This is a genomic window from Sphingobacterium multivorum (genome assembly GCF_039511225.1).
Taxonomy (GTDB): Bacteria; Bacteroidota; Bacteroidia; order Sphingobacteriales; family Sphingobacteriaceae; genus Sphingobacterium.
Map to the genome: position 1 here is coordinate 1,818,972 of NZ_CP154261.1, position 22,383 is coordinate 1,841,354.

A 22,383-nucleotide genomic window follows, 5' to 3' on the forward strand; every position below is an offset into this window, starting at 1 on the left:
TTCTTTTTGTATAAATAAAACATGAAAATGAAAACGAATTTAAACTTAAATCTTTTAGCTGTTTTAGCGGCAGGTTTAACTGCATTTGCAAGCTGTAGTAAGAGTGATCCTTCGGTGATAGAACCTCCTGTTAAACCAGGTGATTCCAATGAATCGCTTGCTGATTCTTTTTTTGAGAAAGTAGCTTACAAAGGTGCATTTGGTTCAACTGACTGGACATCGGGATGGGTTAATTACGAGCCAAATAAGACTGCATATTCTACTGCTACCGAGGAGCTTTCAGGTGAAATAACTGCAGATAGAACATTAGATGCATCCAAAACATACTTGTTGAAAGGTTTTGTGTATATTAAAAGTGGTGTTACATTAACGATTCCAGCTGGAACAGTAATTAGAGGAGATAAAAATACCAAAGCAACATTGGTTGTTACAATGGGTGGTAAAATCAACGCAGAAGGTACTGCTGCTAAACCGATTGTATTTACTTCAAACCAACCTGCCGGTACAAGAGCTCCAGGTGATTGGGGTGGAATTATTATCTTAGGTAAGGCACCTAATAATATCCCTGGTGGAACGGGTCTTATCGAAGGCGGTTTAACAGCTCCATACGGAAATCATGGTGGAACGATCGCTGATGATAACTCAGGAGTTCTTAAATATGTACGTGTTGAGTTTCCAGGTATTGCCTATACAACAAATAACGAAATTAACGGTGTCACATTTGGATCAGTTGGTTCTAAGACAACTGTTGAATACGTTCAAGTTGCTTATTCTGGTGATGATTCTTTTGAGTGGTTTGGTGGTACAGTAAATGCTAAGCACCTTGTCTCTACTGCAAACATCGATGATATTTTCGATTTCGATAATGGTTACTCCGGAAAACTTCAATTCTTAGTAGGTCTTAGAGATCCGAAATTAGCGGATCAAGCTGGTCAATCAAATGGTATTGAATCTGATAATTCGGAAAAAGTATTTGATTCTTCTCCAAGAACACGTCCTGTTATATCAAATATGACTTTGGTTGGTCCTGGTAATACAGATGTGGATCCAAAACATGAGTATGCAAATTTGTGGAGAAGAGGAAGCAAGATGATCCTTGCTAATTCTATCTTTATCAACATGCGTTATGGTATCGATATACGTGATAAAGAAACTGGTGATGCTTTGACAGATAAGACTTCTTTGATTAAGAACAACATTTATCAATCTTTTACTGCTGATAAAGCAATAGTAGCGGATGGTAATGTGCCATCATTTGCCACTGTTGATTTATTGAAAACGTATTTGACAACAAATAATAATACGTTCTTGGATGATGCAGCGGCTAAAAATCTTTTGGTTAATCCATATAGTTTAACGGCGCCAAACTTTATCCTGAAATCAGGATCAGTAGCTGCTACTGGTGCTTCTTTCTAAGAAATAGATAATTATAGTTTAGTAAAATAGATGGAAAATCCTGCCTTGGCAGGATTTTTTTTGACCTATTTTTCGCGGTGTACAATGAACAATAGCAGCTTATTTTCAAGGATGGTTTAAAAAAGTTTGACTATTACCAAGACTAGCTCTCTGGAAATTAGCATTGACTTATGCATTTTTTCTATGTTACCTAGAAAATAGGTGTATAAGCGAATGAGATACATTTAGGTGCAAGTAGATCTTTACTTGCATCTAATTTAATGAAGCTATTTTTTGCTGATAGTTTGTTTACGCCAAAAGAAGGTTTATCGGGGCTCATAATGATAGACAATTTGATAGGACTGATTTTTAAGTTGTTCGGAGAGCTGTCCAATATCCAAACTCTGTGCTTGAGGAGTAGGCTCACAGACTGAATAATATTTTCCATTGTACAAAATAGCATCACCGATGGGATGTTCAAATTGAACGGCCATGGTTACATGGGTGGGATAGAGCAGGGTGATCATCGGTAGATTGTAGATTTCCTTTACCAGATAAAAAAACAAGGCAACACGGTCATCACAGTCACTGTATTTATTCAATAGCGTTTGTTCTGCAGAAAGGCGTTTCTCGGTTCCGAAATTCTCTTCGTCATTTTCATACAAGAATGCATAGCGGGTGAACCGCATTAAATAATCGACACCTTCTTGTTGATTTTTTCCTTTTAAATTTTCCTTGAGTGCAGGAATCAGCGATTGATAAGTCTCTTTGCTGAGTGGAATATTGAAATAAGTTTCGAAATCTACACCAGGATAGTTTTTAAAAAGGTCACTGATATCTTCATTCAACTTGACGTTAAAATGGTATGCTTTATGTCCATAATTGAACTCAATTTGCTTCTCTTTATAATTAGCTGGTACAAAATCAGGTAATTTTGTGATTTTATAACTAAAATCTTCAATAGCTTCTGGTACTTTAATCTTAACGGGGATATAGGTGTCTGCGCGTTGAAAGAGTTTCCCATAATCATGAAAATTTAAACAGGTATACTTCTTTCCGTCAATTTCAAAAAAAGGAATATCAGAAATGTCTTCTTTATTTTGAATGAAAAATATAATCTGATTATTCCCCACAGCCAAGCGGGCATCATAACCCGATTTGCACATTAAAAACCATTTATATAAAGTATAGCGTGTATAATTTTCAGCTTTCGGGGCAATTTGTTGTGCGGTGCGACGAATCAGCTGATAATAGACCCAATCATTCAAATGATGTTCATCTTTGTATTCGAGTAAACTGTTTACAAGTTGTATGTAATCGGTTTGATCAGCGATTTGATAGAATTTTTGCACATGAGCTATCGTTAAGCTGTCTTTGAATGGAATATTAAAGGCGGGTGGAACATCAATGGATACCTTCCCATCATAAAAATCGAAATCATGATGTTGCGCCCAAAGCTGTTGTGAAGCACAGGTTAACCAAATTAGCATGGTCAAAAACATCCGATGTATTTCCCTTAATTTCAATTCTTAACAATTTGATAACATTGTAGTAATATAAAATTAACGATAAAATTTGCTTTTTTTGTGCATTGAAGGAATTATTATTAAAAAATTACAATCTATTTTTAGGTTTTAGATGCTCCTTTTTCATTTTTAAAATCCGTATCTTCGTGCAATGGATAATTTTATTGTTTCTGCACGTAAATACCGCCCGATTACCTTTGATTCGGTTGTAGGTCAGCAACACATTACTGGTACCTTAAAGAATGCGATACACAACAACCAGTTGGCGCAGGCATTTTTGTTTTGTGGTCCCCGAGGTGTTGGTAAAACGACCTGTGCACGTATTTTAGCGAAAACAATTAATTGTGAAAATATTTTAGCAGGCACCGAACCTTGTGGCGCATGTGATAGCTGTAAGTCTTTCCAAAATGGAAATTCTTTCAGTATTCATGAACTGGATGCTGCATCCAATAATTCCGTAGACGATATCCGTAACTTGATTGATCAAGTGCGTATACCGCCGCAGGCTGGAAAATATAAAATCTATATCATAGATGAGGTGCATATGCTTTCTCAAGCGGCCTTTAATGCTTTTTTGAAGACTTTAGAGGAACCACCTTCCTATGCCATCTTTATTCTGGCGACTACAGAAAAACATAAGATTTTACCTACTATTCTTTCGCGTTGTCAGATTTTCGATTTTAATCGGATCAAAGTGGAAGATATGGCCAGTCATTTAGCTCGTATCGCTGATAGGGAAGGCATTGCTTATGATCAGGACGGTTTGCATATCATTGCCCAAAAGGCAGATGGTGGTCTTCGGGATGCCTTGTCGATGTTCGATCAGATCGTCAGTTTTTCCAATAAAAATGTCACGTATCAAGCGGTAATCGATAATTTGAATATCTTGGATTACGATTATTATTTTAAGCTAACAGATGCTATTTTAAGGGAAGATGCGGCACAAACTTTATTGATTTTCAATGAGATTTTAAATCATGGATTTGATGGCAGTCATTTTATAGCTGGTCTGTCAGCGCATTTCAGAAATTTACTGGTGGCTAAAGAGCCAACTACGCTTAAATTATTGGAAGTCAGTGATAGTATTCGTCAAAAGTACCTACAGCAATCCCAAAAAGCCTCTCCAGGATTTTTGTTGTCTGCATTGAATATTTCCAATCAATGTGAAATCAACTATAAGACAAGTAAAAATCAACGCTTACAAGTTGAACTTTCACTCCTCAAGACATGTCATATTGCAAGTGCAATTAAGCTGAGCCAGCTAGGGTCCATACAGATTCCTTCGGCAGCCGAGGGTTTAAAAAAAAAACTTCCTGAGCCAGTAGCGGGACAACCACAACAAAGCTCCGTAGCTCTTAGTCCGCAAGCGACTTCTCTAGCGAATGCTCCTGTCGTTGAAAACCAGGTGACACCGCGTCAGCAGGCTAACCCCGTAAATTATCAGGCTTCCGAGACAAAGGAAGAGGTGAAAAAAGATACTATTTCCAATGAGCCTCCTAAAGTAAAAAAAGGGGGCTGGGGTGCATCTACTACAGCGATTATTCCGTCTTTGCCGGATTTGAATACCATATACGATAACAATGCGGTAGCCAAGGAAGGTGATGAACCTGAATTAATACGTGGAAGCGAACAGCGTGATGTTTCATTCGGCCAATTTATTGCTGTTTGGAATAGTTATGCTGAGCAGCTGAAAGCAGAAAACAAGATTAACTTGTATACCATGATGACTGCTATGCAACCCCGTTTAAATGGAGTATTGATTGAAATTGATGTCGAAAATGGTGTTCAGATGGATGTATTGCAAAGCGCAAAGGTTGATGTGCTGAATTACCTGCGTGTGAAACTTCAGAATTTTTCGCTGGATTTGCAGGGGGTGATGATGGAACATACTATTTCACGCAAACCCTATACTTCACAGGAGAAATATCAAGCTATGGTCAACAAAAATCCGCTCTTAGATACTTTGCGGAAGGAGTTTAACTTGGGGCTAAGCTAATTCAAACACAATAGTTATTTTTTATTTTTGTACATTTGCAAACTCTTCTATGAAGAGGCAGATATTTAGTATTTATTATGCAAGGAAATTTTCAGAGACGTGATCGCGACCACGGCGAAAGACGTGAAGTGAATCAGATGGTATTTGGTATTCGTGCTGTCATCGAAGCAATCGATAGTGGTAAAGAGATCGAGTCATTATTTATACAACGTGGTTTGAGCGGTAGTTTGATTCTAGAATTGAAAGCCTTGTTAAAAGAACATAATATCGCTTCTCAACAGGTGCCAATTGAAAAATTAAACCGGATAACACGTAAAAACCATCAGGGAGTAATTGCTGTTATTTCTCCAATTACTTATCATGACATTGAGGAACTTCTCCCTCAGATTTATGAAAAAGGTGAAACTCCTTTGCTTTTGATGCTGGATGGAGTGACTGATGTGCGTAATTTGGGGGCTATTGCTCGGACTGCTGAATGTTCTGGCGTGCATGCGATCATTGTCCCTAAAAAAGGCTCGGCTGAGGTCAATCCTGATGCGATCAAGACATCTGCTGGCGCACTCTATAAAATCCCAGTCTGTCGCCATGATAGCCTCTCAAAAGTTGGTAAATTTTTGATTGATTCAGGTGTGCAGTTAGTTGCCAGTACAGAAAAAACAACCTCGAGTATCTACGACGTAGATTATACGGCTCCAACTTGTGTCATTATGGGTGCGGAGGACGTTGGTGTTTCCAATGACCTAATCCGCATTGCCGACCATCTGGCCAAGATACCAATGTACGGTGAAATAGGTTCGTTAAATGTGTCTGTATCGGCCGCAGTAGTGATCTATGAAGCGATTCGTCAACGGATTGTTAAAAAATAAAGAATATAATATAGTTGATTATAGAAAAGCCTTTGTTTTTGACAAAGGCTTTTTTGTGTAGGCTAGATTTTATAAATTTCTTCAATCTCCAATTCGTATTTTTGTAAGATAACTTTTCTTTTCATTTTTAAAGTCGGTGTCAAGTCACCCGTTTCCACAGTCATTTCGTTGGGGACAATAGCGAACTTTTTGATCTGCTCCCAGGCGCCAAAATTTTGATTAATGCGTTTGAGTTCCGATTCGATTTTCTGCTTCAGCTCTGGGCTATTTAGAAAATCTTGTTTAGAAAGATTAGTAAGGGTGGGAAAAGTACCTTTTGACCATTCTAGTAGCTTATTATAGTTGGGAACAATCAAAGCAGCGGGAAATTTACGGGCTTCCCCAATTACCATGGCCTGCTCGATAAATGAGGATTCTACCAGCTTAGATTCGATCTGCTGAGGAACAATATATTTTCCTCCAGAAGTCTTGAACATCTCTTTCTTGCGGTCTATAATTTTGAGAAATTTACCGTCTACCCATTGACCGATGTCTCCAGTGTAAAGCCAACCATCTTTGATCACTTCAGCTGTTGCCTCCGGATTTTTATAGTACCCAATCATGTTATTTTCACCTTTGGTTAATATTTCTCCATCGGCCGCGAGCTTAACTTCAATATGAATTAACGGTAAACCTACTGTTCCGATTTTCATACCCCGTTTGTAGCAGTTTACGGCTATGCATGGACCTGCCTCCGTGAGACCATATCCTTCATATATTGGAATTCCTGCTGCCATATACAGACGGATTAATTTCTCCTGTAGGGCGGCACTTCCAGAAGCAATCCCCTTGATATCGCCACCCAATGCGTCGCGCCATTTTGAAAAAACTAATTTGCGTGCAATACTAAGCTGAAAATCATACCACCAAGAACGCCCCGCCAGTTTGTATTGTTCGCCGAGACTTAAGGACCAGAAGAAAAGTTTGCGTTTAAGCCCTGTCAACTGCTCTCCTTTAGCCAATATCTTTTCATAAACTTTCTCCAATACACGGGGTACAGCCGAAAAAATATGAGGTTTTACAGATTTAAAATCTTCACCTATGGTATCCATAGATTGGGCAAAGAAGATGGTCAACCCTTTGTACATATAAACATATTGGAACACGCGTTCGTATGCATGACATACAGGAAGAAAGGAAAGGGCACGATCACCACGTTCTACCGGAAAGGAATATTCACTACTCAATGTATCTGCCAATAAATTTCGATGGGACAACATCACACCCTTAGGGTTGCCTGTGGTGCCAGAGGTGTAAATGATCGATGCTAATGTATCTGTTTGGATACCACCACGCAGTTGGTCTAGTGTTTCATCCGGAATGATTACGCCCTTCGCAACAAAGTCCTCCCAGTGATTGAGGTCATTCTCCTTGTCGAGACTGTAAATAGCGCGCAGTTGCGGGCAATCACCTTGTATCGCTGATATTTTTGTGTATAGTTTCTTTGAACTAACAATACAATTTCTGATTTCCGCATGATTGAAAATATACGTATAATCTGAAGTCGAAATATTGGGGTAGATGGCGACGACGACAGCACCGATTTGCTGGATTGCAAAATCCAAAACATTCCACTCGATACGATTCTCACTTATCAATGCCACTTTCTCTCCCGGTTGAACACCTAGGGCGATCAAACCTTTTGATGTTTTATTGACCCGTTCAATAAATTCGGTATTACTTACTTTTACCCACTCGTTGTCTTTTTTGAAAGAAAACATAGGGAAATCTGGCGCAATAGCATATTGCAAGCTTGCTAAATCAAATAATCTCGTTGCTGTTGGCATGTTGGAAATCCAGTTCGTGTAATACCGCTAATTTACGGTTTTTTATAGATACTATTGTATTAACGGGCGAGATTACGATAGCCGTACGGGGGGGATATAAAAGAAAAGACTCTGGCATCGCAAGCTGATCGCTTTTGTGCCAGAGTCTTTAACTCTTATGCTAAATACGAATGATTAGTATTTGCTTTTTGATTCTTTACGTTTTCCGGAGAAATCACGGAAGCCACCGCCATTGCTGCTACGCTCACCACGATCACGGCGCTCGCTACTGAATCCGCCTTCGCGTCTTCCGCCACGTTCACCGCCTCCAAATCCACCTTCACGTCTTCCGCCGCGATCACCACCACGGTATCCACCTTCGCGTCTTCCGCCACGATCACCACCACGGCTTCTTCCGCCACGGTCGCTACGACCTTCACCTCTTGCTTCACCAGATACTTCGATACGTACTTGACGACCGTTGTAATCTACACCTTGGAATCCTTGGAATACTTTTTCTACTTCTGCATCTTGAACTTCGAAGAATGTGAACACACCTTTCAAATCAATTTTACCGATTGATTTTCCTGAAATATTTGCATTGTTACAGATAAAGCCCAGCATGTCTCCACGAGAGAATTCATCTACAGAACCTAAGTTCATAAATAAACGCGTGTAGCCTTTTGAACCTTCACGTGAACGACCATCACGTCTATCACCGCGGTCTTCACGACCACCGTCACGCGCTTCGATATTTAAATCAGGTGCATTTTTGTAATAATCCAAGAAACGGTTGAACTCAAGAGAAGCGAATCTTTTGATGATATCTTCTTTTGAAAGTGACTCCAAATTTTCCATAATTGCAGGCAAGAATGGGCTGATCTGTTCGTCGTTTACTTCAACATTTTCAATCTTTTTAACGATAGAAAATAACTGTTTTTCGCAAACTTCAGCACCTTGAGGTACTTGTTTCTTTTCGAAAGGTTTACCAATTATTTTTTCGATATGACGAATTTTGCTCAATTCTTTCACATTTACTAATGAAAGCGAAATACCAGTTTTACCAGCGCGGGCTGTGCGTCCCGAACGGTGTGTATAGTTTTCCACTTCATCAGGTAAAGAGAAGTTGATAACGTGAGTTACATCATTCACGTCAATACCACGTGCAGCTACGTCTGTTGCGATCAGGAGCTGCAAGCTGCGGTCACGGTAACGTTTCATTACTTTATCACGTTGTTGTTGAGATAAGTCTCCATGCAATGAATCTGCATTATAACCGTCTTTAATCAACGCCTCAGCGATATCTTGTGTTTCAATTTTTGTACGACAAAACACAATGCCGAAAATATCAGGATTTGAATCTACAATACGTTTGAACGCAGCATATTTATCTTTTGCTTTGATCAAATAGTAATGATGCTCGATATTTGCATTACCTGTATTTTTTGTTCCTACAGTAAGCTCAAAAGGATCAGTCATGTATTTTTGAGCAATACGACGGACCTCTTTTGGCATAGTGGCAGAGAACAACCACGTTTTTTTCTCCTCAGGAGTTTCAGATAAGATATTGTTGATATCTTCTTGGAAACCCATGTTCAACATTTCGTCAGCTTCGTCCAATACCACGTATTTAACGCCTGAGAAATCAATTGCATTACGTCCAATGATGTCTAACATACGACCCGGAGTCGCAACAACAATTTGAACACCACGACGGATCTGACGCAATTGGTCAGAGATGTTTGCACCACCGTATACAGCAACAACGTGCACGTTGTCAATATACTTCGCAAAATTTTGTAAATCTTTGGCAATTTGTAAACACAGCTCACGAGTTGGACATAGTACCAACGCTTGTGGGTGTTTTTGAGAAAAGTCTAATTGTTCTAATAATGGAAGACCAAATGCCGCGGTCTTTCCTGTGCCAGTTTGGGCTAATCCGACAAAATCGTCGTTACCAGTCAGTAATACAGGAATGGCTTTTTCCTGAATAGGAGAAGGTTTTTCGAAACCTAACTCAGAGATGGCATTAACAACCTCATGACGGATTCCCAGTTCTAAAAATGGGTTCATGAAATATTTTATACAATAGGCACTATTGCCTAAGGCGTTGCAAAGGTAAGAATAATATTGGAATAAACAAATAATTTAAATAATTGATTTTTAAGATGATCGGATTCTTTTGTGCCAGGTGATAATAAATTGAGTCGTGTTACATAGATTTAGCTCACTTTGAAAAGATTTATTTCGAATGTGAAACTATTTTATAATCTAAAGTTTGTTTATTCATTTATTAATGGAAACTTAATATTTCAACCTTAAATTTGGTACCAGCATGAATCAAGGACCAGTTGTACATCAGCGTTGGCTGCAAGCTATTAAAGAGAATAACGATACGGTTGCATATGAAGAACTATACCGATATTGCTGGAAAGATCTTTATCAGCATGCTGCTCGTCGGATCCTAGACCGACAGGATGTGGAGGACATTCTTCAGGAGCTGTTTGTTCAATTTTGGGAACGACGTCATACTATCGATATACAGATGAACCTCCAGGCCTATTTGAAAGGGATGCTCAAATATAAAATTATCGATTTTTTTAATTCCAATAAAGCCAAAGATAAATTGTTGGATCATTGGAGCAAGCATATTTTTGACTATGTACAGGAACATCCAGAGGATCTCAAGACATATGTGGCTTTAGAGAAATTGTTGGATGAAGAACTGGAAATTATGCCCCATAATATGAAACAGGCGCTTTTATTGAGATGGGAACATTTATCCATTCGGGAGATTGCCACGCGTATGAACCTATCTGAGCAAACGGTCAAAAACAATCTTACGGAAGCGTCCAAACGCTTGCGGAAAGCTATCTTGGGCTACCAACATGTTCAAAACGGTAGTTTTACCCTTCTCTTGGTTTTTATTATAGACGAGCTAACTAAGTAGTTTGCCCACCGTCCCACATTCCTATTCCCTCAACTTTGATCATTTAACAATTCTTTCATGCAACATTAACTATTTCTTGAAGTACTTTGGGGCTTTTTTGCGGACTTGTATATAAACAGCAGGCATAAAAAGTGAAAAGAAGAATTTTTGAATTGCTAATAGATAGGTACCGCCAGAATAAGGCGAGTATAAGTGAACGTAGACTGATTGATCATTGGTATGCTGGACTGGACAGTGAAAAAGTACCTGATGATAAAGTTGACGAAAACCAGTTATGGGAAAGAATTCAACGACAAATTGGAAATACGTCCACTAGGCGAGTGCCCATTCAAAAGATGCTGTATTGGGCTGGTGCGGTGGCGGCATGTTTATTACTCTGTTTGAGTGTGTTATTTTGGAAAACAGCTAGTCATGAAGTTGCTCGCAAAGAAGCCTTCCTTCAGACAGAATATCGGATTTTTGAAACAGGCGTTGCGCAACGTAAAAAAGTTCAGCTTGCCGACGGTTCAACGGTGATTTTAAACGCACGATCGAAGTTAAAAGTGGATACGGTTTCTTTCGGTCGAAAGGATCGTGTAGTGGAGCTCCTCATTGGAGAAGCTTTTTTTGATGTTAAGAAAGATTCTACGAAAGCTTTTATTGTCAAAGCTCAACAACTAGAAACTACTGTTTTAGGAACTTCCTTTACGGTGAAGAATTACACAGAACTCGATGACATTTCGGTGTCGGTATTTACGGGTAAAGTACAGATCTCAGGAAATGGCGGTCGCATAGGAATCTTGGAAAGAGGGGATCAGATTCGTTATTTCAAAAATAGTAATGCAAGCAGACAGGAGAATTTTGATCTCATGACGCGTAATAGCTGGATTGAGGGGCGGGTATACCTCAAGCAAAGCACGTTCGCAGAGTTGGCTGTGGCTGTTAGAAATATCTATGATGTGGATCTTAAAGCCGCAAATACCCCTATTTCTCAACAACTTTATAGCATGCCTTTATCTAGGCAGTTATCATGGCCGGCTACTTTAGAAAGTATAAAGGCTATTCATCACAATAAGTCCAGAAAGGAGGGGAATAAAGTGCTGATCTACTAAATAAAAACAAAAAAAGAGCCGACGACCGCCATCGTCAGCTCCGATTGATACATCCACTGGACAGCGGATGATTAAAACATATACAAAACCTGTTGAGATATTATATACGTAAACAAATTTATGAAATTTAACCAATACGTTACGCAAAACGATATTAAGTTTATGATAAAGACATCGCTGGTCGGATTACTTCTATCGATAGTTTCTGTCGAAATACTCTTGGCCTCTGTCGTACACGGACAGCTGTTGAATCGAGAAATTTCCATTTCCTTTAACGAATCTACTATTCCGAAGGCTTTTGAGCGCCTGGAATCTCAGGATATACATATTGCTTTTGATGCCTCAAAATATAATCTATCGCGTAAAAAAGTTAGTGCCAAGATTTTTAAAAATAGTAATGTCAAAGATGTCATGCGTTATCTTCTCCAGGAGACAAGTTTGATAGCGCATGACAATGGGGTATATATTACGTTGGTTGAAAAAAGCGTACAACAAAACGGACGTATCTCCGGAAAAGTCTTTGATGATCGTGGACAGCCGCTTGCAAACGCAAGTATTAGATTGATTGGTCTCAATAAAGCTGTACAGACGAGTGTAGATGGTAGTTATGTTATTGTCACAGAACCAGGTATGTATGTGTTGGAAGTGAGCTACTTGTCCTACCGCACACAACGTATTGAGGGCGTGAAAGTGGAATCAGGACAGCGTATTTCACTAAATATTGCCATGAAAGCGCAGATAAATGCATTGGAAACTGCAGTTGTTACTATTCCATTCAAAAAAGCATCTGTTGCAGGGCTCTATGCAGCACAAAAAAATGCGGCTTCAGTGACCGATGGAATCTCTGCTGAACAAATCAGCCGCACACCTGATAATGATATGGGCCAGGTGTTAAAACGTGTGACAGGACTAACAACTGTAAACAACAGAAATGTAATTGTGAGGGGCATGTCCGATCGTTATAATCAGGCGATGCTCGATGGTGTTGTGATCCCGAGCACATCGCAGAATAGACGTGATTTTTCCTTTGATATTATTCCGACGGAGATGGTAAGTTCTGTTGTTGTCAATAAAACTGCAACACCGGATGTGTCGGCCGAATTCTCCGGTGGACAGGTTTCGGTGAATACATTAGACATTCCGGAGAAGAATTTTACGACAATACAATATGGAATTGGTGGAAACTCCCGTACGACTGGGAAAGACTTTTATCGTTTCGGGGAGCGTAGATCATCGGAATTTTTTGGATTTATTCACGCATCATCCAAACGACCTGAAAGCGTCCTGCCCTGGTTTTGGAACGGTGAAGCGAGGCGTTTAGATGCCTCCCCGGGGTATATTTTGGATGATTCAAAGTTAAATGAGGAGTTTCTGATGCCCGGTTCGAATGTGAAGTATAATCAGATTGACGCCATAGCACAATCAAAACTTGTTAATACAGATGGGATGAAATTATATCGTTATAGAGCCAGCCCAAATCAAAATTTACGGATTGCATTGGGGCGACGATATGGTTTTTCAAATGGATTATTATTTGGGTTCTCTGCTTCTGCAAATATTCGGAATGAACAGAATATCATCCCTTTCAATAATGTTAGGGGATCTAATATCATCAATTTATACGGAGAAAAGCAGCATATGATTGAGAGTGACACCATCGGTCAAAATGGGGCTGGGACTTCCTATCGTTTTAGTAGTAGCAGTGGACTGGTAGCGAATTTTGGATTGAAGGGGCAGGATTTCAAACTTGCATTTAAAAACATGTATGCCCGTACGTTCAATAATAACTATAGTGAAAACATTCGGTCGATCTTTACAAATTTGAGTAATCCTCCAACTAAAAATCAATATCAATTGCCTGAGGCAATGTCCTTACAACAACATCAGTTAAGCGGTGAGTATCAATTGCCTTGGAATGTAAAGGCTGAGGGTATGTTGGCCTATAACAGAATCAAGCAGCAGATTTTGGATGAGCGTAAATTGCGGTATGGATTGACAACAATATTGGATGATAAATATATCTTTCAGAGTCCCAATTTATTGAGTCTTTCCAATTGGTCCAATCATTCGGAAATAGGATTCGATTCTCGCATGTGGACTGAGATTAATGAACATGATTTTAATTGGGCGATGGCATTTTCGCGTATGTTCGGAGCAGGAAAACCAGTCAGTACATTGGTAAAAATTGGTTATCAAGGCTGGCAGAAAAATCGTGATCTGTCTGTTTTTAGGCTTTTGCCTTTTACCAGGTCTTATATGCCTAACGACCCCTCCAAAGCAGCTCCACCAATAGAAATACCTTACGATGTTTTGTTTTCTGCAGCCAATATTGGGAATGGTGTCGGTCAGGCTTACTATTATCCAGAACCCATTGGGGGAAATGTTTACGATGGAACGATGAGTTCGCATGCGGGATATTTAATGTTCGATCAGAAGTTTTGGAATAAGTTAAGGGTGGTGTATGGGATTCGTGCCGAGTATTATAATTTACAAAATCGGCAGGATGAAATGTTTAGGAAACAGAATGGAGATCCCAATGAGGATAATAATAAACTCCTCTTATATAAACTGATGATCCGCGAAAAAAACTGGAAACTATTACCATCCATAAATGCCACCTACAGTGTTAGTAATACCTTTAATCTACGCGGAAGTTACTCAAAAACAGCGATTCGCCCAGATTTTAGGGAAACAGGCTTCTTTGGGTTTTATGATTTTGAGTTAGATGCGATCGTTTCAGGGGATAATGTAGAGTCAACTTTTATCGACAATGTTGATATGCGCTTTGAATGGTATCCGAGTCCAGGAGAGATTATTTCCTTAACAGGATTTTATAAGTATTTGGATAAACCGATTGAATTAATTGAAAATGAGGATGTCAGTCCTGGAAGTGCTTATGTTTTCAATAATATGGAGTCTGCTAAGAATATGGGGTTAGAATTTGAAATCCGTAAAAGCCTAAGTTTTCTTGGAGCGGCTGATTGGTTGTCTAAAGCTTTTATAAACGCCAATGGAACATTGTTGAAATCCGAAGTAAATGCATTGAGCCAATGGAGGCATAAGCTGGTTGATAATGTAACATTGGCAGAAAGGCAAAAAAATAGGGCGCCGAATCAAGATCGCCCACTAATGGGGCAATCTCCTTGGCTGTTGAATGTGGGGATGGGGTATTGGGGGGATGATTTTGGAATAACAGCAAGTTACAACCATAGGGGGTACCGCACCAACACAGCTTCTGTTAATCCCAATAGAGTGGAGTATGAGCTTGCGCCAAAACAGCTCGATCTTCAAGTCTATAAACGTTTTTTAAACCAACAACTGGAAGTAAAATTCAATGCTGCCAACCTCTTAGATGAATGGACAAGGTTTTATCAGAACCAATCTGCTTACAGTGAATCCATCGGCAACGATGGAGAGAAAATCTTTAAGCTCGTTAGAGGGGATAATAGATATAATAGAGCAGATGACGATATTATAACCTATCGTAAAAAGGATGGGCGGAGATTTAATTTTTCGGTGACTTATAGCTTTTAAAATAAATGACTGCGCGAGGCAGTTTCACATCACTCCTTAATAATGTACATGAGTTCCGGGATTGTCCAACTAGCACAACAGGAAAATAAAAACAGAAACAAAAAAACGGGTGATTGAAAACAACTATGCAACCTTATGAAATGCTATCCCATAGGGTGCATAGTCTAAAAAATGATCTTGTGATGGCAAAACTAGTAATTATTTAACGCAAAATGAAAAAAATCTTAACAGTAGCAAGCGTATGCGCAATCGCATTAGCTTCTTGTAACAAAGACAATGTAGGACCTAATTCAGATTTGAATGCTGGTTTGCCAAACAAACCTCAAGCAACAATTCCAACAGACGCTGCCGGTATTATTACTAAAACAACGCTTTCTGCTGATACCGTATGGAAGATTGACGGTGTGGCTTTTGTAAAACCAGGTGCTACATTAACTATTCAAGCTGGTACATATATTACTTCTGGAGTAACTAAAGCGTATAATGATCAAATCACTGGGTTGACACAAAATATCAAAGGTGTTTTAGTCGTGCCTAAAACAGCTAAATTGATCGCTAACGGTACCGCTGCTGCGCCGATCGTTTTTACTTCTCCAAATGCGGGAGGATCTCGTAATCCTGGTGATTTTGGAGGTGTGGTGTTATTGGGGAATGCAACAACAAACCAAGCGTCTACAAAAAGAATTGAAGGTATTCCGCAACCTGTTGGAGTAGATGTAACTTATGGCGGTACAAATGCTGCCGATAATTCCGGTTCATTGAAATACGTACGTATTGAATTTGCCGGTTATAATTTAACTGCGGATAATGAAATTAATGGATTGACTTTAGGTGGTGTTGGTACGAGTACTACTTTGGAAAACATCCAGGTGTCTTGGGGTAAAGATGATGGATTTGAATTCTTTGGTGGTACCGTAAATGCAAAATACTTAGTTGCCTTATCAAATGACGATGATGATTTTGATTTTGACCACGGGTATACTGGTACAATTCAATATGCATTATCACTAAAAGATCCAAATTCGACCAACAGTACTTCGGGCGGTAGCTCTGATTCAAATGGCTTGGAATCGGATAATGAAGGTACAGCTCCATATGCTGCTACACCTAAGACTCGTCCGGTATTAAAGAACTTTACATTCCTAGGTATTAAGGATGTGACAGTGGCGAGTTCTAAATTGAAATTCGGTAACCGTTGGAGAAGAGCTACGGAATATGATATCCAAAACTCAATTATTGCTGGTTATGCAACAGGTGCAGCATTTCAGGATGGCGCGACAGGTACATTCTCTGGTAATGTTGTGCATGCTTATACTGCCGCGTTTAGCGGTGCTACGCCGACTGGGAACCAAACTAATGTCTCAGCTGATGCTGCTGCTTACTTAAAGCTAGCGGGTGGTGTCAATATTTTTTATCCAACGGCGTCTTTGTTTAATCCTGCATTCCTAAGACCTCTTTCTACATCACCAGCGTATGGTAATGGAACGACAACGTATAGTGGTGCATTTCATCCAACAACTGCTCCTTGGACGGCAACTTGGACTCAATTTGATCCAAAAAATTATTAATTACCATTTGTTGAGTGGGCCATTTTAATGGCTCACTTTTTAATGCTTTGTATATGATAAAAAATATATTTTTCTATTTTATTGTCCTTTGGACCGGATGGGGGCTGTACTCCTGTCAGAAAGGTGAGTTAGTTCAAGGTGAAGAGGACCTGGCCCGCATTACTTTTAAATCTTATAGCTCCGCATCAGTAGATATAAAGAGAGTAACCGTAGATGGGAAAGTTGCGAACAACGAAAATACCAATTTTATTTTTATACGAAATAAAGATGCTGACTCTTCATTGGTCGTTGCTTTTGATAGCAAGGGGCAGAAAACGCTGGAGCAACGCTTATCCATCAAATCCGGACTAAATACCTTTGGCGTGCATAGCAAAAGTCCTATCGATCCTTCACTCGTGGTGGGCGAAAACCCTTTGGGTGATGATGTGCAGCCTATTCGTGGTGTGATGCAGGTTAAAATATTGAATTTTAATAAGACGATCTCGCCCAAGGGTGAACCCATTCGATTGGCAGTTTATCAAGGTAAGCCTGTTTTTGACGAAAGTTGGGGTATGGATCTGGTGAAATATGATGAAACTCCAATTTTAACCACTGACCTGATATCGGATAAAATCCCCGATAAATTTATCAAGATACCCGTAGACCCCATTTTTGCTGCAAAGGCGCAAGTATTGGATAAGGATTCTAAACCCATTCTTATCGATGGGCAAAAAGTGTATTTGTTTTTTTACTTTTCAGTAGGCGTAGCTGTTGTGTATCTCCCGCAAAAAGAATCTGATGCTCCTTTAGATGTGGACGCAGTCTCAGAAATTGGCGGTATTGGCTATAGCCTCGATAATATCTGGTTGCAGAAATAAATAACTTTGGTAGAAAAAATGTGCTGTCGATAATTAGGTTAAAACTAAACAATGATTATGAGAGGCATCAGTGATTTAAAACATCGAAAACTATTGGCTATTTCTATTAAAATTCAAGGAGAAGTAGTCGATGTTATGGATGTAGAAGTGCTTGCTAAACTGCGTGGAGAATTTGCGAATCTTAATGAGCTATATAGTCAATATAGGCAACTATTGCAACAATTGGAGGGAGTCGTGCGGGACTACGAAACGAAAGAACGCTGCATTCGTTCTGAAATCCTGTCTCGCCCTCTTCGTAAATTAGCCAAAAATGGACAAACAGGATCTAGCCTTCGGATGGTGATTAATTCGTTAAACTCCTGTGCGCATTGATTAAACTATTTTTTTGACTTATCCTGTATGCTTACATCAATAGGTCTTGTCTGATAGCTGCTGCCTATATATTTGGGACTTAAGACACTCATTTTTTCAGACGTAAGAACAGCCCTTTTAGCACGTGTGTTTTTAGTATTGATTATTTTCAAGGCTTCCTGTATTAGTGGATCTTTATTGTCACCTATTGGAACCAAAGGTAAATAGGCAAACTCATCCGTCACTTTCTGCGGAGTAATTCCATTGCCATAATCTCCTTGCCCAATATTATTGTAGATTTTATAGACCATGGGGATCAAATGCCAGGAGCGCTCAGTACCGTGGATCTCTTCGGGGGTGGAAATGGTTGTTGAAGCCATATCTTTACCATAGGTCCTGGCGCCAACCTGAACAATTTGGATATATGGACTTAATCCATTAATCATCATTTCGGATGCGGAAGCCGTATTCGGGCCGGTCAGGATAAAGATTCTCTTTAGTTGTAAACCTTGTTTTAGTATCTCGGTAGCGACAAAGGAATAGCCGTCTGGTTGTCTCTTTAGCGTTGCTTCAAACGTGTCTTCAATGGATTTAAGATTTTTGTTTCCGCGATATCTGGCAAAAATATCATTTTCTTTAACATCTGCCATTAATAGTGCGCAGAATGAGGCGAAGGCGACTTGACCGCCTGGATTATATCGGAGATCGACAATCAATTCCGTTATATGTTTTGATTTGAAATCTTTTATTACTTCTAATAAGGAATAGGCTCCGCCGAAATCAAATTGGCTTATAAAAATATAACCGACGTTGGGCGAAGATGAGATGACTTTTGACGTATAGACAACTGGCTGTGAGATATAGGACGATGGAAGGTTGAATATTTTGCCGTCAAGCCGTTTTACTTGGATTGCCGGTAAACGTAGTGATTTGTTTAATAGTGATTGGAAGTTCATCTGATCCATTAATATCGAATTTATATGGGTTAGACTGTCTCCCCTTTGAAGTCCTGCCAAGTCTGCCTCACTAAAAGGAATTACTTGGGTCACTAATTGAATAGGTCCCGACTGATTGTGTAATTGAACCATATCGAAGCCAAAAGTATTTGTTAGCGTATTTCCATAGGTGTCACTGTTTAGGGTTTGTAAGATGGTTGAAAAATGATCTTCAGGATATAGGATGCCTTTGAAAAACAAATCCGGCCTTTGTTGGTAATCTTCGGTTGATTCAATTTTATCGTTCCAGTAGTAGTACTGTTTCATCTGGTCTAATGCCCATCGGTTAATGGTTGCATTTGACCCTGGCTCGTTAAGTGGAGTATCTTTCTCGCATGAGAATAGAAACGATGAAAAAAAAGCTAAAACAATAATTTTTGATTTACGCATTTTTTAAAATTTTGCTGAAATAAAAATACGTATTATGTTGGTGATACTTGTGTTATCTTTTTGTTGTTCAAATGTTTAATTGCTTTAAATAGGGTGGGCTAATGTAGCTTTTACCCTGTCAAAATGAGAGTTCTATAGGGGGGATTAAAAAAAGGCATCACGGTGAAGTGATGCCTTTGGTTTGTTATAAATCGAAGAATATCGATTAGTAAAGCGTAAACTCTACGCGGCGGTTTTGTTGACGACCATCCGCAGTTTTATTTGATGCGATAGGTTGGTCAGGACCATATCCTGTAGCTTCAATACGTGATGCATTAGCACCCTGTGATACAAGGTATGCTTTTACTGATTCAGCACGTTCTTTTGATAAACGCATGTTCAATTCACGAGAACCTGTATTATCGGTGTGACCAGCTAGTTTTAAGCTGAAATTTTTCTCGATTAACAGTTCGGCTACTTTATTCAATGTCGCGTATGACGTAGGACGTATTGTCGCTTTTCCTAAATCGAATTCTAAGTTCTTAATGGCATCTGCAACGACTTTTCGGTCAGCCTCCGTCACAACAACCTTTTCAACCACTCTAGTTTCGTTTTTCACAACGATTGGACAACCTGCGCCGTCTACCTGTACACCTGAAGGTGTGCCTGGACATTTATCATACTTATTAGCTACACCATCGCCATCATCATCTTTCAAGTCACTGTTTAGGCCATCCAATTGATTTTGTAGCGCTTGGTTTTTAGCATTTAAAGCGTCATTTTGCGCCTTAAGATCATCATATTTTACCGTGTAGTCGTTCACTAAAGTAGCGACGGGGTTTGAATTGTTCAATGCAGGTTTGCTGCTGCTGCCCAATGCAAACTCTAAGCCACCGTGAATGTAAGTAAATAGATCGTTTTTATATTGGCCGCCTCGAATACCATCGAAGTTTTGATTAACCCAGTTTAATTGGTATCCAAGCTCAAAGTTGATTCCTTTGGCAACAGCAAATTTAAGTCCCATATCCAATGGTACATATATCTTAGAAATACCATCGGCTTCTTGAGAAGTAGAACCTGTCGTCAACGTTGTTTTGCTATTCATGACACCAACACCAATTGACGCATAAGGTTTGATAAAACTGTTGAAGAATCTCCAATTGGTATTCGCCGCTTGGAACTCTCCAGACAAAGCAGCAGACCAAGGCGTTTTCGCTTCAAAAGATTGTGTACCATCTTTAAATGCACCACCTGTTTTACCACCAAAGTAGCTCGCTTTAATGCCAAAAGAAGGAGAGATTTGTTTCTTGATATAGGCACTGTAACCCAAGTTCCAAGCTAGATCGTCGTATCCTTCACGATTGAATCCAGCAATGTTAGTCTGATTTGTCACCCCCGCGCCGATACCGATAGACCATGTTCTGTATTGCGTAGCAGGACCAAATGGGGTTGTCCCTTCAATAGATGATACCTTTGTACTTTGAGCAATTGCAGTATTGGCAAATAAGCCTGCAGATGCTAAAGCAAGTGCTAATTGTAATTTTAGTTTCATAGAATTTGTATTTGTAAAAAACCGATGCAAAAGTAATGGATTAAAAATTAAGTTAGCAATCGATTTGTAGTTGATATATGACAATTGGTAAACAAAAAGGTGTTTTAATTTAAAAACACCTTTTTGCTAGTGTAATTTATTAGTTATTAATAAAGTGTGAACTCAACGCGGCGGTTTTGTTGACGACCCGCTGCATTTTTATTGGATGCAATTGGTTGGTCCGGACCATATCCAGTCGCTTCGATACGCGACGCATTGGCACCTTGAGATACTAAATATGCTTTTACAGATTCTGCACGCTCTTTTGATAAGCGCATATTTAATTCACGTGAACCTGTATTATCAGTGTGACCTGCGAGTTTTAAACTGAAATTCTTTTCGATTAATAATGCAGCAACTTTATTCAATGTGGCATACGAAGTGGAGCGAATCGTTGCTTTGCCCAAATCGAATTCCAGGTTTTTAATGGCATCAGCAACAACTTTTCTGTCTGCCTCAGTAACCACGACTTTCTCCACGACTTTAGTTTCGTTTTTCACAACAATTGGACAACCCGATCCGTCAACCTGAACACCTGAAGGCGTGCCCGGACATTTGTCATATTTGTTGGCAACACCGTCGCCGTCATCATCTTTTAGATCATTGTTTAAGCCATCTAGTTGACCTTGCAAAGCTTGATTTTTAGCATTCAATGCATCGTTTTGAGCTTTCAAATCATCGTATTTAACCGTGTAATCATTCACGAGGGTTGCTACAGGATTTGAATTATTCAATGCAGGCTTGCTGCTGCTGCCCAATGCAAATTCTAGCCCGGCATGTGCATAGGTGAATAGGTCATTTTTGTATTGTTGGGGTGGGTTCGTATTATAACGATTGTCAAATCGTTGATTCGCCCAATTCAATTGGTATCCTAACTCAAAGTTGATCCCTTTTGCGACAGCGAATTTCAAACCGAAATCTGCGGGTACAAAGATCTTAGAATAGGAATCCCCATATTCGCCTCTGTTTCCACCTGCAATTGCAGCAGTTTCAGCATTCATGACCCCGACACCAATCGATGCATAAGGTTTGATAAAACTATTGAAAAATCTCCAGTTGGTATTAGCTGCCAAGAACTCACCCGATAGCGCAACAGACCATGGTGTTTTGGTTTCAAAGCCAGTTTGCTTGTCACTATTATCATATCCAGCTGTCTTTCCTCCGAAATAAGTTGCTTTCAGTCCGAAAGATGGTGAGATTTGTTTCTTGATATAAGCACTATATCCTAAATTCCAATCCAGTTTATCATAGCCACCATTGTTAAATTTGGCGATATTCTGCAAGCTGGTAACACCGGCTCCTACACCGATAGACCAAGTTCTATATTGTGTTGCCGAGCCTAACGGAGTTGTGCCTTCGATTGATGCTTCTTTTGTGCTTTGTGCAAAGGATGCGGTGGATAGAATTCCTGCCGCAACAAGTAATCCTGATTTTTTAAGGCTAATTTTCATAATGCGTGTTTGTAAAATTATCTACTATAATACTGTTG

General features: G+C 39.5%; 15 protein-coding genes. 9 read left to right on the forward strand and 6 right to left on the reverse strand.

The window, feature by feature from the left end; all coding sequences use genetic code 11:
• Positions 1-27 precede the first annotated feature (27 nt).
• Entirely contained in the window at positions 28-1,416 is a 1,389-nt protein-coding gene (locus AAH582_RS07485; protein ID WP_313156234.1) for a hypothetical protein, read from the forward strand.
• Positions 1,417-1,721: 305 nt separating this feature from the next.
• Here AAH582_RS07485 and AAH582_RS07490 read toward each other — a convergent pair whose 3' ends face one another.
• A complete protein-coding gene (locus AAH582_RS07490) occupies positions 1,722-2,885 on the reverse strand; it encodes a hypothetical protein (RefSeq protein WP_046672230.1) in 1,164 nt (387 codons plus the stop codon).
• 187 nt (positions 2,886-3,072) lie between these two features.
• Here AAH582_RS07490 and AAH582_RS07495 point away from each other — a divergent pair, with 187 nt between their 5' ends.
• Positions 3,073-4,917 (forward strand): DNA polymerase III subunit gamma/tau, encoded by a 1,845-nt coding sequence (locus AAH582_RS07495; RefSeq protein ID WP_343321719.1) that lies wholly within the window; start codon positions 3,073-3,075, stop codon positions 4,915-4,917.
• 77 nt (positions 4,918-4,994) lie between these two features.
• On the forward strand, positions 4,995-5,783 hold the full coding sequence (gene rlmB, locus AAH582_RS07500; protein WP_046672182.1) for a 23S rRNA (guanosine(2251)-2'-O)-methyltransferase RlmB: 789 nt from the start codon (positions 4,995-4,997) through the stop codon (positions 5,781-5,783).
• Positions 5,784-5,845: 62 nt separating this feature from the next.
• On the opposite strand, the gene AAH582_RS07505 is transcribed toward rlmB, so the two are convergent.
• Positions 5,846-7,609, reverse strand: coding sequence for an AMP-dependent synthetase/ligase (locus tag AAH582_RS07505; protein WP_046672183.1), 1,764 nt, complete (start codon positions 7,607-7,609; stop codon positions 5,846-5,848).
• 174 nt (positions 7,610-7,783) lie between these two features.
• Positions 7,784-9,661: a DEAD/DEAH box helicase gene (locus tag AAH582_RS07510; RefSeq protein WP_046672184.1), complete on the reverse strand. Its 1,878-nt coding sequence runs from the start codon at positions 9,659-9,661 to the stop codon at positions 7,784-7,786.
• Between the two features lie 262 nt (positions 9,662-9,923).
• On the opposite strand from AAH582_RS07510, the gene AAH582_RS07515 reads away from it, so the two are divergent.
• The 6 genes from AAH582_RS07515 (at position 9,924) to AAH582_RS07540 (ending at position 17,960) form a co-directional block, all read left to right on the forward strand.
• On the forward strand, positions 9,924-10,538 hold the full coding sequence (locus AAH582_RS07515) for an RNA polymerase sigma factor (RefSeq protein WP_343321720.1): 615 nt from the start codon (positions 9,924-9,926) through the stop codon (positions 10,536-10,538).
• 131 nt (positions 10,539-10,669) lie between these two features.
• On the forward strand, positions 10,670-11,629 hold the full coding sequence (locus AAH582_RS07520; protein WP_343321721.1) for a FecR family protein: 960 nt from the start codon (positions 10,670-10,672) through the stop codon (positions 11,627-11,629).
• A gap of 162 nt (positions 11,630-11,791) precedes the next feature.
• Positions 11,792-15,163 (forward strand): TonB-dependent receptor, encoded by a 3,372-nt coding sequence (locus AAH582_RS07525; protein WP_343321722.1) that lies wholly within the window; start codon positions 11,792-11,794, stop codon positions 15,161-15,163.
• A 212-nt stretch (positions 15,164-15,375) separates the two neighbouring features.
• Positions 15,376-16,731, forward strand: coding sequence for a hypothetical protein (locus AAH582_RS07530; protein ID WP_343321723.1), 1,356 nt, complete (start codon positions 15,376-15,378; stop codon positions 16,729-16,731).
• Between the two features lie 53 nt (positions 16,732-16,784).
• Positions 16,785-17,588 carry a hypothetical protein gene (locus tag AAH582_RS07535; protein WP_343321724.1) on the forward strand — a complete coding sequence of 268 codons (804 nt, stop codon included), beginning with the start codon at positions 16,785-16,787 and terminating at the stop codon, positions 17,586-17,588.
• Positions 17,589-17,645: 57 nt separating this feature from the next.
• Positions 17,646-17,960, forward strand: a complete 315-nt coding sequence (locus tag AAH582_RS07540) for a hypothetical protein (protein WP_046672189.1) — start codon at positions 17,646-17,648, stop codon at positions 17,958-17,960.
• Between the two features lie 5 nt (positions 17,961-17,965).
• On the opposite strand, the gene AAH582_RS07545 is transcribed toward AAH582_RS07540, so the two are convergent.
• The 3 genes from AAH582_RS07545 to AAH582_RS07555 all read right to left on the reverse strand — a co-directional run bounded on the left by AAH582_RS07545 (position 17,966) and on the right by AAH582_RS07555 (position 22,345).
• The gene (locus AAH582_RS07545) at positions 17,966-19,324 is read right to left on the reverse strand and encodes a S41 family peptidase (RefSeq protein WP_343321725.1); all 1,359 of its coding nucleotides are present in this window, start codon (positions 19,322-19,324) and stop codon (positions 17,966-17,968) included.
• A 205-nt stretch (positions 19,325-19,529) separates the two neighbouring features.
• Positions 19,530-20,855, reverse strand: coding sequence for an OmpA family protein (locus AAH582_RS07550; RefSeq protein WP_343321726.1), 1,326 nt, complete (start codon positions 20,853-20,855; stop codon positions 19,530-19,532).
• A 146-nt stretch (positions 20,856-21,001) separates the two neighbouring features.
• A complete protein-coding gene (locus AAH582_RS07555; RefSeq protein ID WP_046672191.1) occupies positions 21,002-22,345 on the reverse strand; it encodes an OmpA family protein in 1,344 nt (447 codons plus the stop codon).
• Positions 22,346-22,383 lie beyond the last annotated feature (38 nt).

Coding starts and splice junctions, on each gene's coding strand:
- AAH582_RS07510 (WP_046672184.1), bottom strand. CDS start 9,661: ATGAACCCATTTTTAGAACTGGGAATCCGTCATGAGGTTGTTAATGCC.
- rlmB (WP_046672182.1), top strand. CDS start 4,995: ATGCAAGGAAATTTTCAGAGACGTGATCGCGACCACGGCGAAAGACGT.
- AAH582_RS07550 (WP_343321726.1), bottom strand. CDS start 20,855: ATGAAACTAAAATTACAATTAGCACTTGCTTTAGCATCTGCAGGCTTA.
- AAH582_RS07540 (WP_046672189.1), top strand. CDS start 17,646: ATGAGAGGCATCAGTGATTTAAAACATCGAAAACTATTGGCTATTTCT.
- AAH582_RS07525 (WP_343321722.1), top strand. CDS start 11,792: ATGATAAAGACATCGCTGGTCGGATTACTTCTATCGATAGTTTCTGTC.
- AAH582_RS07490 (WP_046672230.1), bottom strand. CDS start 2,885: ATGCTAATTTGGTTAACCTGTGCTTCACAACAGCTTTGGGCGCAACAT.
- AAH582_RS07555 (WP_046672191.1), bottom strand. CDS start 22,345: ATGAAAATTAGCCTTAAAAAATCAGGATTACTTGTTGCGGCAGGAATT.
- AAH582_RS07485 (WP_313156234.1), top strand. CDS start 28: ATGAAAACGAATTTAAACTTAAATCTTTTAGCTGTTTTAGCGGCAGGT.
- AAH582_RS07505 (WP_046672183.1), bottom strand. CDS start 7,609: ATGCCAACAGCAACGAGATTATTTGATTTAGCAAGCTTGCAATATGCT.
- AAH582_RS07535 (WP_343321724.1), top strand. CDS start 16,785: ATGATAAAAAATATATTTTTCTATTTTATTGTCCTTTGGACCGGATGG.
- AAH582_RS07545 (WP_343321725.1), bottom strand. CDS start 19,324: ATGCGTAAATCAAAAATTATTGTTTTAGCTTTTTTTTCATCGTTTCTA.
- AAH582_RS07515 (WP_343321720.1), top strand. CDS start 9,924: ATGAATCAAGGACCAGTTGTACATCAGCGTTGGCTGCAAGCTATTAAA.
- AAH582_RS07530 (WP_343321723.1), top strand. CDS start 15,376: ATGAAAAAAATCTTAACAGTAGCAAGCGTATGCGCAATCGCATTAGCT.
- AAH582_RS07495 (WP_343321719.1), top strand. CDS start 3,073: ATGGATAATTTTATTGTTTCTGCACGTAAATACCGCCCGATTACCTTT.